14 protein-coding genes are annotated in these 15,094 nt (G+C 35.3%); 6 read left to right on the forward strand and 8 right to left on the reverse strand.

Annotated features, from left to right (window positions below; translation table 11 throughout):
- Positions 1-359: 359 nt before the first annotated feature.
- The 8 genes from MKX73_RS19370 to MKX73_RS19405 all read right to left on the reverse strand — a co-directional run bounded on the left by MKX73_RS19370 (position 360) and on the right by MKX73_RS19405 (position 8,634).
- A complete protein-coding gene (locus tag MKX73_RS19370; RefSeq protein WP_340719008.1) occupies positions 360-680 on the reverse strand; it encodes a DUF4387 domain-containing protein in 321 nt (106 codons plus the stop codon).
- Between the two features lie 14 nt (positions 681-694).
- Positions 695-2,086: an acyclic terpene utilization AtuA family protein gene (locus tag MKX73_RS19375; protein WP_340719009.1), complete on the reverse strand. Its 1,392-nt coding sequence runs from the start codon at positions 2,084-2,086 to the stop codon at positions 695-697.
- 264 nt (positions 2,087-2,350) lie between these two features.
- Positions 2,351-3,052 (reverse strand): gamma-glutamyl-gamma-aminobutyrate hydrolase family protein, encoded by a 702-nt coding sequence (locus tag MKX73_RS19380; protein ID WP_340719010.1) that lies wholly within the window; start codon positions 3,050-3,052, stop codon positions 2,351-2,353.
- Positions 3,045-4,097 carry an ABC transporter ATP-binding protein gene (locus MKX73_RS19385; RefSeq protein WP_340719011.1) on the reverse strand — a complete coding sequence of 351 codons (1,053 nt, stop codon included), beginning with the start codon at positions 4,095-4,097 and terminating at the stop codon, positions 3,045-3,047. Before MKX73_RS19385 ends, MKX73_RS19380 begins: the two co-directional genes overlap by 8 nt.
- A gap of 2 nt (positions 4,098-4,099) precedes the next feature.
- Entirely contained in the window at positions 4,100-5,098 is a 999-nt protein-coding gene (locus tag MKX73_RS19390) for an ABC transporter ATP-binding protein (RefSeq protein ID WP_340719012.1), read from the reverse strand.
- 12 nt (positions 5,099-5,110) lie between these two features.
- A complete protein-coding gene (locus MKX73_RS19395; RefSeq protein WP_340719013.1) occupies positions 5,111-6,046 on the reverse strand; it encodes an ABC transporter permease in 936 nt (311 codons plus the stop codon).
- A 16-nt stretch (positions 6,047-6,062) separates the two neighbouring features.
- Positions 6,063-7,070 carry an ABC transporter permease gene (locus tag MKX73_RS19400; protein WP_340719014.1) on the reverse strand — a complete coding sequence of 336 codons (1,008 nt, stop codon included), beginning with the start codon at positions 7,068-7,070 and terminating at the stop codon, positions 6,063-6,065.
- A 148-nt stretch (positions 7,071-7,218) separates the two neighbouring features.
- Entirely contained in the window at positions 7,219-8,634 is a 1,416-nt protein-coding gene (locus tag MKX73_RS19405; protein WP_340719015.1) for an ABC transporter substrate-binding protein, read from the reverse strand.
- A gap of 340 nt (positions 8,635-8,974) precedes the next feature.
- Between MKX73_RS19405 and MKX73_RS19410 the strand changes: the two genes are divergently transcribed.
- The 6 genes from MKX73_RS19410 (at position 8,975) to MKX73_RS19435 (ending at position 14,960) form a co-directional block, all read left to right on the forward strand.
- Positions 8,975-9,721 (forward strand): GntR family transcriptional regulator, encoded by a 747-nt coding sequence (locus tag MKX73_RS19410; RefSeq protein ID WP_340719016.1) that lies wholly within the window; start codon positions 8,975-8,977, stop codon positions 9,719-9,721.
- A gap of 253 nt (positions 9,722-9,974) precedes the next feature.
- Positions 9,975-11,129: an acyl-CoA dehydrogenase family protein gene (locus MKX73_RS19415; protein WP_340719017.1), complete on the forward strand. Its 1,155-nt coding sequence runs from the start codon at positions 9,975-9,977 to the stop codon at positions 11,127-11,129.
- Positions 11,126-12,187, forward strand: coding sequence for an acyl-CoA dehydrogenase family protein (locus MKX73_RS19420; protein ID WP_340719018.1), 1,062 nt, complete (start codon positions 11,126-11,128; stop codon positions 12,185-12,187). The genes MKX73_RS19415 and MKX73_RS19420 overlap by 4 nt, the downstream gene beginning before the upstream one ends.
- 11 nt (positions 12,188-12,198) lie before the next feature.
- A complete protein-coding gene (locus MKX73_RS19425; protein ID WP_340719019.1) occupies positions 12,199-13,005 on the forward strand; it encodes an enoyl-CoA hydratase/isomerase family protein in 807 nt (268 codons plus the stop codon).
- 12 nt (positions 13,006-13,017) lie between these two features.
- Positions 13,018-14,163 carry a CaiB/BaiF CoA transferase family protein gene (locus tag MKX73_RS19430; protein WP_340719020.1) on the forward strand — a complete coding sequence of 382 codons (1,146 nt, stop codon included), beginning with the start codon at positions 13,018-13,020 and terminating at the stop codon, positions 14,161-14,163.
- Positions 14,164-14,195: 32 nt separating this feature from the next.
- Positions 14,196-14,960 (forward strand): IclR family transcriptional regulator, encoded by a 765-nt coding sequence (locus tag MKX73_RS19435; protein ID WP_340719021.1) that lies wholly within the window; start codon positions 14,196-14,198, stop codon positions 14,958-14,960.
- Positions 14,961-15,094 lie beyond the last annotated feature (134 nt).

The raw sequence follows: 15,094 nt of genomic DNA on the forward strand, positions 1-15,094 counted from the left end.
TCTTTAACGAATAAAAAGTGTTCATCCTTAATGAGCAAAAAATGTTCAAATTGGGTTGACGGTTACAGAGAAAAGTAAAGTAGAAAATGCTTCGAACAAGTTAGATAAACAGGCTGAGTGGATTAAACAACTAGAAAAGCAAATGTTTGTCTAGGTTTTTTCTCGACAATCTGCCAGCAATCATGGGATGCCCTTTTTCCGGCACAGAGAAAAAAATTACGTGATGGTGAGCGAGGGAGAAAGATTATGCTGTTTTATGTAGTAAAGATGGAGAAGAACCATTATACATATAAAAGGCAATTGTCAGTTCTATACTGAAATTGCCTTTTACTGGGTATTTTATTTAAATGGGGTACCTTTTAAACGGGAATTTCAATATCTAACAAGGGTGCATATTGTTGAGAGCCGAAAATGTCCCCATCTCCAGGGCTTCCACTTGGAGTAAGGCGGGATATTGTAAATTTAATTGCATTTGCAGGATTATATTGTACAAAATCTGTAATGCGATCTGAGGAAACGTTAAATAGTTTCGCCATACTTTCACGCGTAATAACATTACTAGAACATACTTTATTGTAGTTCTCTTGATTATTAAAAATAATATCAAATGTAATACGATCGGTACCGGCATTTTTAGAACGAACTGTTTTGGCTAAATCTTTCAAATACTCTACAGCCATAGTATTACCTCCTTTTAATTAAGAACTTTATTTTTTTGTTCAGACGTAACTTCTTCCACTCTCACATCAAAGAGATCTAATGCATTTTCAACAGGAATGACATGATTTAATGTCCATTTATAGCTCTGTCCAGCATATAAAACATCATCAATTAAATAAGCTGCTGTACCTGCTGTTCCTTTAACCTCGGGTAGCTTACAATAGAATACTTGTCTTGTGGCAAATAAAGTTAATTCCTCTGCAGTGACTTTATCACGTGTAATGCCTTCAATTACAATGGCCAACTCATGTGATTTAATCTCTTTAACAGGCTCTAAATCGCCCATAACACCATTTTTCCCAAACACTTTGAGGTTAAGACTGTATTCAACTCCAGCAAATTCTTGAGCTACTTGATCCTCTACAAACTTAATTACTGTATCAATATTTTCAATTGTATATGGATCACGGACACCGGCAATGCCAATAAATTTTTCACCGATTAATCCGGCACCTTCCAATTTAACTTTAACTTTCCCTTCGATTGGCTTATATTTATAACCGGTAATACGGCATGTTTTTTCATCATATTGCTCATAATGGCAATCTGTCATATCTAGCATACCGCCTGCAAAGTATTCAAAATATGGATTTGACCGTTCATACATTGCATGCCCAGCAACTGAGGCAATAGTACATCTTTGATCAGGATGCATTGCTGTTGCTTTTACGTCTTCATGTGTGATTGTTCCAATAATACTTTCTTTAGCGCCATAAGGTTCTGCACAAAATGATGCACATTCTAATACTTTTCCTAGATAATATGCATTTGCTTCAGGAAAACCTTCACGAATAGCAGGTGCAGCAAATACTGCTACATCACTAGATCGTCCTCCAATAACTACATCAGCGCCTAAATCTAATGCTTTTATGAAAGGATGAACACCAGCAACCGCCACAATACGTTTTGTGTTTTCAAGTTCTTCCAATGTCAAATCATTTCGAGAGTCTAGGCCTTCAATTTTTACATCATTTTGCATTTGATTTTTTAAAAATTCCTTTTCTACTTCTGAATAAAAGTATCCAATTTTAAAAGGCGGTAAATTATGTTCTTTGGCTAAATCTTTAATAATTTGTACATACATATCAACTCGACTATTAGCACCGGTATCACCTGCAGAACCTATAATCATAGGGACACCTTGTTCTCTCGCTGCCAAGAGCATTAATTCTAAATCATGTTTTTGCCAATTATACATACTCACAGAACGGTCGGAACCAAGTGCTGTTGGTCCAATATCATCACTACCAGAATCTGCACAATAATAATCTGGTTTTGTAGCTGCTGCAATCTTAAAGCTGCCTTCTTTCGTAGGAGCAAAACCTAAATGGCCATTAGGACTTACAATTCTTAATTCTTTTTTCATAGTAAAACCTCCAGTTGTTGTAACATATTATAATGAGTTATTTCATGTCCTGCCCCTGTAAAAAGTGCTCTGAATTTCTCGTGTGATCTTTTAATACTAAAGAGAAACAAAACACCAAAACTAAGGAGTAGAACGCAATGCTTATAGCCAGTGACGGGTGCTATATATCTTTTTAGAAAAGCTATAAAACAGTGATAAACAGATTCAAGCCGATTTCTCTAATCTAGTGTTTAAAGGATGAAGGATTCATTATTTAAAAATGAATTACGGAATTTTAGATGCAGCTTCAACAAAGGCTTTATATATTGCTAGCATTTGTGAATCATGAATCCGGAATTCGGGATGAAATTGTACACCTAAGAGAAATGAATATTCAATGCCTTCAATAGCTTCAATTGAGCCATCGTAAGCATATGCACTCACCTTTAATCCCTTGCCAACATTTTTAACTCTTTGTCTATGATAACTATTTACATTAACCTCGCTGCTATTAAAGCAGCTTTTTAAAATGCTGTCCGGTTCTACACTAATTGGATGCGATGTTTCTTGTCCAAATGGGCTTTGTTGGTGAGTTGTATCACCTATATTTTCGATGGTCCCGCCTAAAGCATCATTGATTGTTTGATGACCACGACACACACCTAAAATAGGAATTTTTTTCTTCAAAGCAGCATTGATTAAAGCTAAATCAAACGGATGTCTAACAGGATTTTGCTCTTTTAATCCAGGTAATTCTTCTATGTCTTCCATAGCTGGCAAGAGACCACCGCCCCCGGTCATTAACAATCCGTCATATAACTCGATTAATTCATCAACAGCTTCAAGATTTGTAAAATGAGGTATAATTTGCGGAATCCCACCAGCAAGATAAACAGCCTCTATATATGACTTATCTAGATTCAATTCCCCTGCTAATCCTTCATGGGGTTTTATATTGCAATTTACCCCAATTATAGGTTTATTCATTTATTGTCTCCTCCGTATATAGGTGACATGCTACACCATGTCCATCTATTAATTGCCATTCAGGTCGCACCAGATCGCAAATTGGTCCTTTTTTATTAAAACAACGGTCTTTAAATACGCATCCAACAGTTTGATTTATTGGGGATGGTACATTGCCTTCTAATATAATTCGCTCTTTCTTCTCGTCTTTATAAACTGCTGGTATAGATGAAAGTAAGGCTTTAGTGTAGGGGTGTTTAGGATTATTAAATAATTCTTTTGTTTCTGCCATTTCTACCATCTGCCCCAAGTACATAACAGCCACTCGATCACTTACGTGGTAAACAACACTTAAATCGTGTGCGATAAATAAATATGTTAAGTTTAATTCTTGTTTTAGCTCATCCATTAAATTTAAAATTTGTGCTTGAACAGAAACATCTAGTGCTGATACGGGTTCGTCAGCAACAATGAATTCAGGTTTCATCGCTAAAGCTCTTGCAATACCAATTCGCTGACGTTGACCACCACTAAATTGATGGGGATATTGATCTAATTGTCTTTTAGTTAAACCAACACGTTCAATCAAATCAAAAATTTCTTGTTGTTGAACATACGGATCACTTACTCCACGACATTCAATTGCAATCTTTAAAATTTCGAAGACGGTCATTCTGGGGTTAAGCGACCCGTATGGATTTTGGAATATAATTTGTGCATGCTTTCGATATTCTTTTGTGGTCTTATTACTCATGTCAGAAATATCTTTGCCTTTAAAAATAATTTGTCCATCTGTTTTTTCATGTAAATTTAGAATAGTTCTACCTAATGTAGATTTGCCACACCCACTTTCGCCAACTAATCCTAAGGTTTCGCCTGGGTAGATGCTAAAACTTACATCATCAACAGCGCATACTAATGAATCTTTTTGCTTCGTTAATACTTTTTCAAGTACGCTGGCACTACGTTTAAAATATTTCTTTAGATTACGTACTTCAATAAGAGGTTGAATTTCTAATGTTGGAGTTGAACTAATTTGATCATTATTTGGTAGAGTATTTAGCAATATCAAACCTCTCCTTCCAAGTACTGTATACATCTTACATAGCGGTTTTCATTAATCTTTGTCATTTTGACAGGAGCGTTACATCTTTCAGTTGCATAGGGACAGCGATTATAAAAGCCGCAACCTTCTCCTACTTTTGCTAAATCGATTACATTTCCCTTAATCGGTTCAATTATTTTTTTCTCTTCTGAAATTGTTGGAATAGAATTTAATAAACCTTTTGTATAAGGGTGACATGGATTATTAATCACATCATAGGAAGACCCTTTTTCTACGATTCTCCCAGCATACATAACAATAATTTCATCACAAAATTCGGATGCAACCCCTAAATCATGCGTTACTGTAATAATGCTAGTGTTGTGTACTTTATTAATTTCCTTTAGTAATTCTAAAATCTGTGCCTGTACAGTTACATCTAAAGCTGTTGTTGGTTCATCTGCTAATAGCAATTTAGGATTATTTGCGATTGCCATTGCAACTAAAATTCGCTGTTGCATACCTCCACTAAATTGATGTGGAAAATCATCATAGCGTTTTTCAGGATGAGGAATTTTCACTTCTCCCATTAACTCGATGACTTTTTCTTTTTCTTTTTGTCTTTGTTTACGTTTATTAAAGAAATTATTCTTACCGTTGTTTAGAGTTCCATGAGTTTTTATTATTTCACGAATTTGTTCTCCTACAGAGTAAGCTGGATTTAGTGCAGACATTGGATCTTGGAAAATCATTGAAATATCATTCCCACGGATTTTAGTCCACTGCTTTTTAGTTTTAGTAGTTAGATTATGCCCACCAAATGAAATCTCTCCATCAAGAATTTCACCCGGTTTAGAAATTAGCCCTAAAATACTGAATAATGCTGTACTTTTACCACATCCAGATTCTCCTACAATGCCAATTATTTGTCCTTGATTTACAGAAAACTCTATATTGTTTACAGCTTTAATCCAAGATTCATCTTTTTTAAAGCCCACCGTTAGATTTTTGACTTCCAACATAGTTCCCACCCCCTATTTTGTCTTCATTCGTGGATCTAATATGTCTCTTAGGCCCTCACCAAGTAAGTTAATATTTAAAACTAAAATAAGGAGGAAAATCCCAGGGAATGTTGATAACCACCAACCTGTTAACATATATTCACGACCAGAAGCAATCATTGATCCCCATGCCGGAGTAGGAGGTTGGATTCCTAACCCTAAAAAGCTTAATGATGCCTCCATAATAATCATGTAGCCAAAACGAAGTGTCGCCAATACAAAAATAGTTTGAATAATATTTGGTAAAATTTCACTCCACATAATTTTGATGGGATTTCTTCCAATGGATTTGGCTGCTTCAACATACTCCTTCTTTTGCTCAGATAGTGATTCTCCCCGAGTTATCCGGAAAAATTCTACCCAGCCAATAAATGAGAGTGCTAAAATTAAATTCAAGAAACCAGGTCCTAAAAATGACATTAGCCCGATTGCGAAAATTAGGAAGGGAAAAGATAATAATAAGTCAGCTATTCGCGAAAGTACTGTGTCGAACCATCCTCTAAAATACCCTGCTATTAAACCTAAGGATGTACCAACGAGAACTGAAATTGTTGTGGCAATAATACCAACTGCAATGGAAACACGTGTACCTTCAATGATACGTGAGAATAAATCTACACCTTGTTCATTTGTACCGAGTATATGGTTCCACGTACCACCTTCCATCCAAACTGGGGGTAAAATACGGTCTGCTAGATCACCTTCTATCCCACTATGAGGGGTAATGAAGGGACCAATAATGGCTATAACAGCATAGAGTAACACGACAATTCCACCTATTAATGCTATGGGCTGCTTTTTAAGATCTTTAAAAATATTTTTTAAATTCTTCCCCCACTTTTGAAGTTTGGTAGAAGTAGCATAGGAATCATAAGTCGTGGTCTCGATGATTTTTATTTCTCTTGTCATCAGTTCACCTCTTCCTCTACACACGTAACTTAGGATTTAAATATGTGTAAATAATATCAACCATTAGATTGGCAATAACGAAAACAAATGCATAAAACATTACTACTCCTTGAACGAGTGTATAATCGCGATTAAAGATGCCATCAACCGCTAATCGACCAAGTCCTGGCCAACCAAAGACCGTTTCAACAATCATATTTCCACTCAACATAACTCCAATTTCTAAACCGATAATTGTTACTGTAGGAATCAGTGCATTACGTAATGCATGGACAGTAATGACTTTCCATTCTGGCAATCCCTTAGCACGTGCCAATATGACATAATCTGCTTTTAAAGTTTCAATCATACTTGATCTTGTTATTCGAGCAACAATTGCCGCCATACTTGCCCCAAGTGTTAAGGCTGGTAAGAATAAGTGACTCAAAGCATTTTTAAAGGCTGCAAAATCACCTATGATTAAACTATCGATTACATACATACCAGTGATAGTAGGTATGGTGTATTCAAAATCAAGTCGTCCTTTTACAGGTGTAATACCCATGAACACCGAAAAAATTAAAATCATAACAATTCCCAGCCAAAAAGGAGGCATGGATATTCCTAAAAAAGACCCGCCCATCCCTATTCGGTCTATTAAGCTATTCTGTTTAACAGCTGAGTAAACGCCCAAGGGTATTCCAATAATTGCTGATATAAATACTGCAGCTAATGCTAATTCAATTGTTGCCGGTAATGTTTCCCCAATTAGCTCTGAAACGGGCCTGTTTTTTTTGAACGATTCCCCCATATCCCCCTGTACTAATTGCAAAACATAGTCTTTTAACTGAATATGAAGAGGTTGATCTAAATTCATTTGTGAACGTAATGCGCTTTCCTCAGCTTCAGAAACATTCCCTTCCCCCATCATTAAATCGATTGGATCTCCTGGAGTTAGGCGCATAAATAAGAATACGATTAACGCTACACCTAACATAATTGGGATTGTTGCTAGTATTCTTTCAATAATTTTTATTAGTTTCATAGCATCGCCCCATTCAAATTACGTTATTTGTCTTCTTTAAAGAGTTTCTGATTAGAATAAATTATTAGTACTCCAACGTGGAGGGGAATGATTTGGAAAATAATTCTATTATTCCCCTTGATTTTGAAGCACTAATAAATTTGATTTTCTATTTCAGTTCAACTTTAGGCAGGTAGAACATTCCATCTGGGTATACCTCCCAGTTCTCCAAATTAGCAACAGATGCTTCTATTTCTTTAACTGCGTAACCGAATATCCAAGGTGCCTCGTCATAAACAATTTGCTGAGCTTCTTTATAATATTCTGCCCGTACTTTTTCATCTATTTCAGTTTCGCCTAATGATAAGAGTTCATCAACGCGTGCATTACTGTATTGACTATAGTTACCACGATCTTTAGTTTTTAACTTAGGGTTTAGTAGATCGAAAGGATCCATACTACCGTTCCCCCAATCGCTAACTGACATTTGTCGTTCTCCATTTAGCAGTAGGTCTTTTAAAACACCCATGTCCCAAATACGAGTTTTTGCATCGATATTTAATTTTCTTAACTCACTAGCTACTGCCTCGGCAACTTCTTTATGTTCATCTCCTGTATCGATAGTTACGGAGAAACCATCAGCGTAACCAGCTTCTGCCAATAAGGATTTTGCTTTTTCGATATCGTATTCATATGGCACTAAATCTGTATTTTCTGCAAAGGACCCTGGAAGCATGGTTCCAGCAAGTCTTTCGGCATAATCACCAAAAATACTAGATACAATTTTTTCCATATCAATGGCATGATTCATAGCTTGGCGTACCCGTATATCATCAAATGGAGCAATATTAACGTTCATTTCCATCATTGCTACACGAGTTCCATTTACACTTTTGACTTGAATATTGTCATTTTTCTTCAACTCTTCTGCTAAAGATGCAGTTATAGCATGTATACGTTGAACCTCACCAGCTTGTAAGGCGGCAACACGAGAAGAGTTTTCAGGGATAACATCAAATGCTAATTTCTTAATTTTAGCCACATCGCCATAGTAATCATCGAATCTTTCTACAATGATTCTTTCATCCAATTTGGCTTCAACAAATTTAAATGGACCGGCTCCAATAGGGTTATTTGCAAACTCCTCATCTCCAACTTTTTCAATGTATGCTTTAGGTACAATTTGTTGGTGTGGAAGCATTTTTAAAAAAATAGGGTATGGACTCTCAAAAATAAATCTTACTGAGTAGTCATCTAATTTTTCTATTCCAATTAAGGGACCGACTAATCCTTGGCGAGGGGATGTATTGCCCGCAATCGCACCAGGAGTAATAATACGTTCAAATGTAAATACAACATCATCAGCGGTTAACTGTGTTCCATCATGGAATTTTACATCGTCTCTTAAATAGAATATCCATTCTGTAGGACTAGAATTTTCCCAGCGTTCTGCAATTAGGGGAACAACTTCACCTTTTTCATCTCGAGTGACTAAACCATCAAAAATATTTCTTACTACACCTTCTGATACGCGATCACGATAATTAGCTGGATCTAATGAAATTACCGAGCTCTTGATTCCCATAATTAAATTCTTATCTTCTGAAGCAGATGACAGATTATTGCTACCACTGGCTTCTTGCGCATTATCATCGTTGGAACTACAAGCCACTAAAAATAATAAAACAAAAAGTAAACTTAATAATTTAGTATCAAAAATTTTTTTCAGAAAAAATTCCCCCTTTTCAGAATATTAAGATTATAATAAGTTATTATAACATGTTATGTCAAAGAAAATTTAAAATATTCTCGAATAAACGCATATATAGTATTAATTTGACATAATATTCTCTATTTATTAATATTATATAAATATAATGTAATGATTAATAATACATGTTATAAACAGTCTGGGAGGGTTAATTATGCTAAGTAGAGAAAATTCAGTGCCTTTATATGAGCAATTAAAAAATATTGTTGAAGAACAAATAATTAGCGGGAAATGGAAAGTAGGCACCCAAATACCTTCAGAAAAAGAGTTAGCGGATATGTACAAAGTTAGTAGAATTACTGTTAGACAAGCAATTTCTTTGGCAGAGCGTGCGCAACTTGTAGAAAAGGTGCAGGGGCTAGGTACTTTTGTGGCAAAAAAAATGATTGCTCAACCTTTAGAAAGAATCACTAGTTTCCAATCAACAGTAGAACAGTTAGGTTTAATAGCCTCGACTAAGCTGATCAAAACTTCGACAATAACAAGTGATTTTCAATTATCTAGAATTCTGAATATCAATATAATGGATAAAATAACAAACATCCAACTACTGGGATCTGGGAATGATAATCCTGTTGTATTTTATAATTCATATTTCCCTTTCGAATTAGGTTCATTAGTAAATGATTTTTCCAAAGAAATGACTGAGCTAAATAAGCCTTTTTCAACAATTGATTATTATTATAATTCATTAGAATATAAGCCTACGCATATTGAACAAACTTTTGAGGCTATAGTAAGCGATGAAGAAGTATCTTCAATACTTTGTATTCCTATCGCTTCTCCATTGTTAAAAGTAACATCGATAGTATATAAAAATGAAGATCCCTTAGAATTTAAAGAATCTTTCTATAAAGGAGATATATATAAATTTTTTGTGACTAGAAGACTTGATTTTTAATAAAAAATAACGAATTAAATTTAATTTATAAGGAAAACTCCTTTGATTCTGTCCATATCAAACGATATAGACAAAATTAAAGGATTTTTTGCGTTGTGATGCTTTTTTTATTGACCCAATCAATAAAAAAAACCCCCTAATAAATATTCAAAATAAAAAAAATTCAGATTTTAATGGAAAAAGTCATCTGAAAGAGTTATATTATACACATATAAAATATTAATTACCGTAATACGGTAAAAGGGGTGTAATAATGATTCAATTACCTACAGTTGAATTTAGCGATGAACAAGAGCAATTTAGATTGGAAGTACGAAACTTTTTGCAAGAAGAGTTAGATAAAGGCACTTTTGAAACAAAATGTGACTCATGGTTAAGTGGGGATGATTCAAACTTTTCGAAATTGATTGGACAAAAAGGTTGGATTGGTATGACCTGGCCAAAGAAATATGGCGGTCAAGAAAGAAATACTATCGATCGTTATATTCTAACAGAAGAGTTTTTAGCTTTTGGGGCACCAGTGGCAGCACATTGGTTTGCTGATCGCCAAACAGGACCTTTACTGCTCAGATATGGAACAGAAGAGCAGCGAGAATATTTTTTACCTAAAATTGTGCAAGGTGAATGTTATTTTGCAATTGGTTTAAGCGAACCAAATAGCGGTTCTGATTTAGCTTCTTTGAGCACACGTGCTGAAAAGGTTGAAGGAGGCTGGATAGTTAATGGGCAAAAAATTTGGGCTAGTAATGCCCATCTTAGTCACTATATGGTGACCCTTGTAAGAACAAGTCCGTTTGATGGGACGAATAAACATGGAGGTCTTAGTCAGTTAATAATTGATTTAAATGCAGATGGTGTGACGATTGTACCTATAAAATTTTTAACTGGAGAACATCATTATAATGAAATTTTCTTCGAAAACGTGTTTGTACCGGAAAATATGCTAGTGGGAGAGTTGGGTAATGGTTGGGCACAGGGATTAGCCGAACTTGCTTTTGAGCGAAGTGGTCCAGAACGTATTTTAAGTACGTTTCCCCTAATTAATGAGTTAATTCAAGAATTAAAAGCTCAAAATAATACTGAAGGGCTAAAGCAGGCATCTAAAATTGTAGCTCGTTTATGGAGCTTGCGTAACCTATCACTTGGTGTTGCAAAGCTTTTAGAAACCGGAGATGGGAAAGATGTAAGTATTCCTGCAGCGTTAGTAAAAGCACTTGGTACAAAGTTTGAACAAAGTGTCCCTGAAATAGCGCGACTACTTGTTCAAACATATCCTCATCTTGAAGCTGAACGTAAAATAGATCGTTTAATGGCGCAATCCATTTTACATGCCCCAGGCTTTACAATACGTGGAGGTACAACTGAAGTTTTATATGGAGTAGTTGCGAAGGGAGTGGTTGTACAATGAGTGAAATGAAAGAAATGATATTAGATGTGGTAGACCGTGTTCTTAAAGAAAATGTGGATAAAGATTTAGTAGATATTTTAGAAGATGGAAAATGGGCTAAAGATTTATGGGATATTTTTCTTGAAAACGGAATGACAACTGTAGCAATTTCAGAAAAAAATGAGGGTGCTGGAGGAGATTTAGATGATTTATTAAATATTGTTCGTCTAACAGGAAAATATGCTGCCCCTATCCCCTTTGCCGAAGTAACTTTTGCGAATACTTTACTTGAATATGTATCTCTTAAGCCTTCTGATAGTTTAGTAACATACATGATTTCAGGAAATCAAAATTTCTTTATAGAAGATAATCGTATTTCTGGGGCAGCATCTAATATCCCATGGGCAAGATATGCAGAAAAACTGCTCGTGCTTGTTAACGAAGTCGATGGTCCCCAATTAGTTCTAGTTGAATTATTACATGCTGACATTACTCCAAGTACAAACTTAGCAGGCGAGCCACGTGACACAGTGGTACTGAAAAATTCGAAGATAGTTCAAGTTTCTGACATCCTTAATTTTGAACAAATGCACCATATAACTAAGTTGGAAACAGCATTTCGACTTGCTCTTATTACAGGGGCAATCGAAAAAGTTAATGAGTTAACTGTTCAGTATACAAAAGAACGTGAACAATTTGGCCGACCGATACATCGATTCCAACTTGTACAACAGCACTTAGTGCAACTAGCAGGCGAAAGTGCTGTGATGCAAGCAGCATTTAATAATTTTACTGCTGCACTACTCAATGATTCAAATCAAAATGAAGTTGCTTTTACGTGTTTAAGAGCTGAAGAAGCTATAACTCTTGCAGCAACGATAGGACATCAAGTACTGGCTGCAATAGGGACAACATATGAGCATGCACTTCAACAATATACTCGTCGTTTATGGTCATGGCGAGATGAAGGAGTCCACAGTGATTACTGGAGTGACCTCATCGCTACAGATCTTCTTGAAAATAGCGGTAATAACCTATGGGATTATTTAACGAGAAATAAAGGCGAAGTTAAAATATAGGAGGTTTTTTTATGGGGGATTTACTATTTGAAGTAACAAATCATATTGCAACAATTACATTGAATCGTCCGAATGCTTACAATGCTTTTAGTGAAGATATGATTACTAAATGGATTACAGCTTTAGAAACTGTCAGAGATGATGATGCTATTCGGGTTCTTATTGTTAAAGGGAATGGAAAAGCATTTTGTGCTGGTGGAGATATTAAAGCAATGCAAGCGGGAGAAGGTTTTTATAAAAGTGAAGAGGATATTACTTCAACTGGTTTAGCGCGAAAAAACTCCTTATGGAAAAAAATCCAGCGTGTCCCGTTGCTTCTTGAAGAAATAGATAAGCCAGTTATTGCACAAATCCATGGGTTTGCAATGGGAGCAGGATTGGATATGGCCTTAATGTGTGACATTCGAATAGCAGCACAAAATACAAAAGTTTCGGAAAGCTATATTAATGTAGCCATTGTTCCGGGGGATGGTGGCGCTTACTATTTACCGAAACTAGTGGGTGTTGATCGAGCATTAGATATGTTTTGGAATGCGCATGTTTATGAGGCAGAAGAAGCTAAAAAATTGGGGCTCTTAACGTATGTAGTTGAGGATGAAGAACTTAATCAATATGTATGGAATTATGCTCAAGAGCTTGTTAAACGCCCACAAACAGCTTTACGTTTTATTAAACGGGCAGTATACCAAAGCCAGCGTATGGATTTACGCACTTCTCTCGACTATATTTCATCACAAATGGCAATAGTCACGGAGCTTCCTGACTTCAAAGAAAGTGTGACAGCTCTTACTGAAAAGCGAAAACCTAATTACAACTAGGGGGTATTTTATTTGCAACCACTTGAAGATATCAAAGTATTAGATTTATCTCGGGTTTTAGCGGCACCTGCTGGTTCAATGATACTAGCTGATTTAGGAGCTGAAGTAACTCGTATTGAACATCCTGAAGGCTCAGATAGTATGCGTGACTGGGGTCCTTTTATAAATGGACAGAGCACTTATTATTTATGTGCAAATCGCAATAAGAAATCTATCACATTGGATTTGAAAACAGAAGCAGGGGCTGAACATTTTAAAGAACTTGTAAAAGAAGCAGATATATTATTAGAGAATTTTAAAACAGGTGATATGGAAAAAATGGGGCTAAATTATGACGAAATAAAAAAAATTAACCCACGTCTTATCCATGTAGCCGTCACAGGTTTTGGGCAAACAGGACCTCTAGCACATGAACCTGGGTTTGACCCTGTAATTCAGGCTATGAGTGGGCTAATGGATGTCACGGGAACAGCAGATGGGGAACCGACTAGAGTAGGTATACCAATTGCTGATATCTTAACATCCCACTATATAGTGATGGGAGTATTAGCTGCTCTTCGTTTGAGAGATCAAACAAATAAAGGACAATTTATTGATTTAGCGTTATTAGACGTACAAATAAGTAGCCTCGCCAATATATCGAGCGCATATTTAAATACAGGGTTTGTTTCCAAAAGGCTCGGAAATCAACATAACAATGTAGCGCCTTATCAAGTATTTAATTGTAAAGATGGCTTATTAATGATTTGTGCCGGCAGCGATTCACAATTCGCTAAATTATGTAAATTATTAGGAAGAGAAGAATGGATATATGATGGGCGATTCAAAACGAATATGCTAAGGAAAGAAAATGAAAACCAATTAGCGGATATGATTAATGAAATCATTATTATGAAAAATCGGGATGAATGGATTCCCCTTCTGCAGGAATATAAAATTCCTGTTGGGCGTGTTAATACAATTGAGGAAGCGATAGAACAGCCTCAAGTCAAAGCACGTGATTTAGTGGGAGAAATCGAGCATGAAGCGTATGGGAAAATTAAATTTATAAAAAATCCCTTACAATTTTCAGAGTTGAATATCCAGTATAAAACTGCACCTCCTTTATTGGGGGAAAATGATAAATCCGTCGCTATTTTAAAGGGAAAGACGATATAATAAATATATTTCTCATTAAGCAGGTGACTAATTTGGATAAGGAAACATTCGAAAAAAATTACACAATCTCTTCTTTACACAAAGCAATTAAAGTACTTAAAGCGTTTTCTAATGATGAACCTTCATTATCTTTAACTGAATTAAGTAAAAAAACAGGTATTTCAGTATCTAGTTTACAACGTTTCGTAGCAACATTTGTATATGAGGGGTTCTTAATCAAAAATGAAAAAACAAAGAGATATCAGCTCGGTTATTCTTTATTGTATTTAGGCAATTTAGTTAAACAAGAGTCTAACTTAATAGCCATCTCAGAGCCCATATTGAAAAAATTAAATGTAGAGTTAGGAGAAAGTATATCTTTAAATGTTATAGATGCTTATGAAAGAAGATGTATTTTAAATTACGATTCTCCACAAGCGCTTTCTTCACGAATGTTAGTAGGTGATACGGCGCCTTTATATGCAGGTGCTTCATCAAAAACTCTACTAGCTTTTATGCCTGATAGAGATAAATATATTGAAAGCATTGATTTAAATCCAATTACGGAGTATACAATTTTATCTAAAGAAACACTTCGTCAACAAATTAAAGAAATTAGAATGAATGGTTTTGGGAAAAGTAAGAGTGAGCGAGTAAAGGGAGCTTGTTCTGTAACTGCACCCGTTCTTAATGATTCCCGTTCAATAATGGCATCACTTACGATTGTAATCCCAGAAGCAAGATATAATGATTATGAAGAAGAGGATTTAATAATTAAAATTAAAGAAGCAGCTCTACAAATTGAAAAGCAATTATAACATCAAGAAATGATAATTTAAATCAGACTTGGCATTAATATAGTAGTGGAATTAGGCTGGAAAAATGAAATTAGTTTATTTAGTGTAAAAAATGCGTACCAGCAAATGTTAACTGGTACGCATTTATTATTAAT

Origin of the sequence: Solibacillus sp. FSL W7-1436 (assembly GCF_038007305.1) — a bacterium.
In the GTDB taxonomy this organism is placed as follows: domain Bacteria; phylum Bacillota; class Bacilli; order Bacillales_A; family Planococcaceae; genus Solibacillus.

Excerpts from the sequence above, each read along its gene's own strand:
- MKX73_RS19370 (WP_340719008.1), bottom strand. The coding sequence starts at position 680 with ATGGCTGTAGAGTATTTGAAAGATTTAGCCAAAACAGTTCGTTCTAAA.
- MKX73_RS19375 (WP_340719009.1), bottom strand. The coding sequence starts at position 2,086 with ATGAAAAAAGAATTAAGAATTGTAAGTCCTAATGGCCATTTAGGTTTT.
- MKX73_RS19420 (WP_340719018.1), top strand. The coding sequence starts at position 11,126 with ATGAGTGAAATGAAAGAAATGATATTAGATGTGGTAGACCGTGTTCTT.
- MKX73_RS19425 (WP_340719019.1), top strand. The coding sequence starts at position 12,199 with ATGGGGGATTTACTATTTGAAGTAACAAATCATATTGCAACAATTACA.
- MKX73_RS19415 (WP_340719017.1), top strand. The coding sequence starts at position 9,975 with ATGATTCAATTACCTACAGTTGAATTTAGCGATGAACAAGAGCAATTT.
- MKX73_RS19380 (WP_340719010.1), bottom strand. The coding sequence starts at position 3,052 with ATGAATAAACCTATAATTGGGGTAAATTGCAATATAAAACCCCATGAA.
- MKX73_RS19395 (WP_340719013.1), bottom strand. The coding sequence starts at position 6,046 with ATGACAAGAGAAATAAAAATCATCGAGACCACGACTTATGATTCCTAT.
- MKX73_RS19405 (WP_340719015.1), bottom strand. The coding sequence starts at position 8,634 with ATGGGAATCAAGAGCTCGGTAATTTCATTAGATCCAGCTAATTATCGT.
- MKX73_RS19390 (WP_340719012.1), bottom strand. The coding sequence starts at position 5,098 with ATGTTGGAAGTCAAAAATCTAACGGTGGGCTTTAAAAAAGATGAATCT.
- MKX73_RS19400 (WP_340719014.1), bottom strand. The coding sequence starts at position 7,070 with ATGAAACTAATAAAAATTATTGAAAGAATACTAGCAACAATCCCAATT.
- MKX73_RS19410 (WP_340719016.1), top strand. The coding sequence starts at position 8,975 with ATGCTAAGTAGAGAAAATTCAGTGCCTTTATATGAGCAATTAAAAAAT.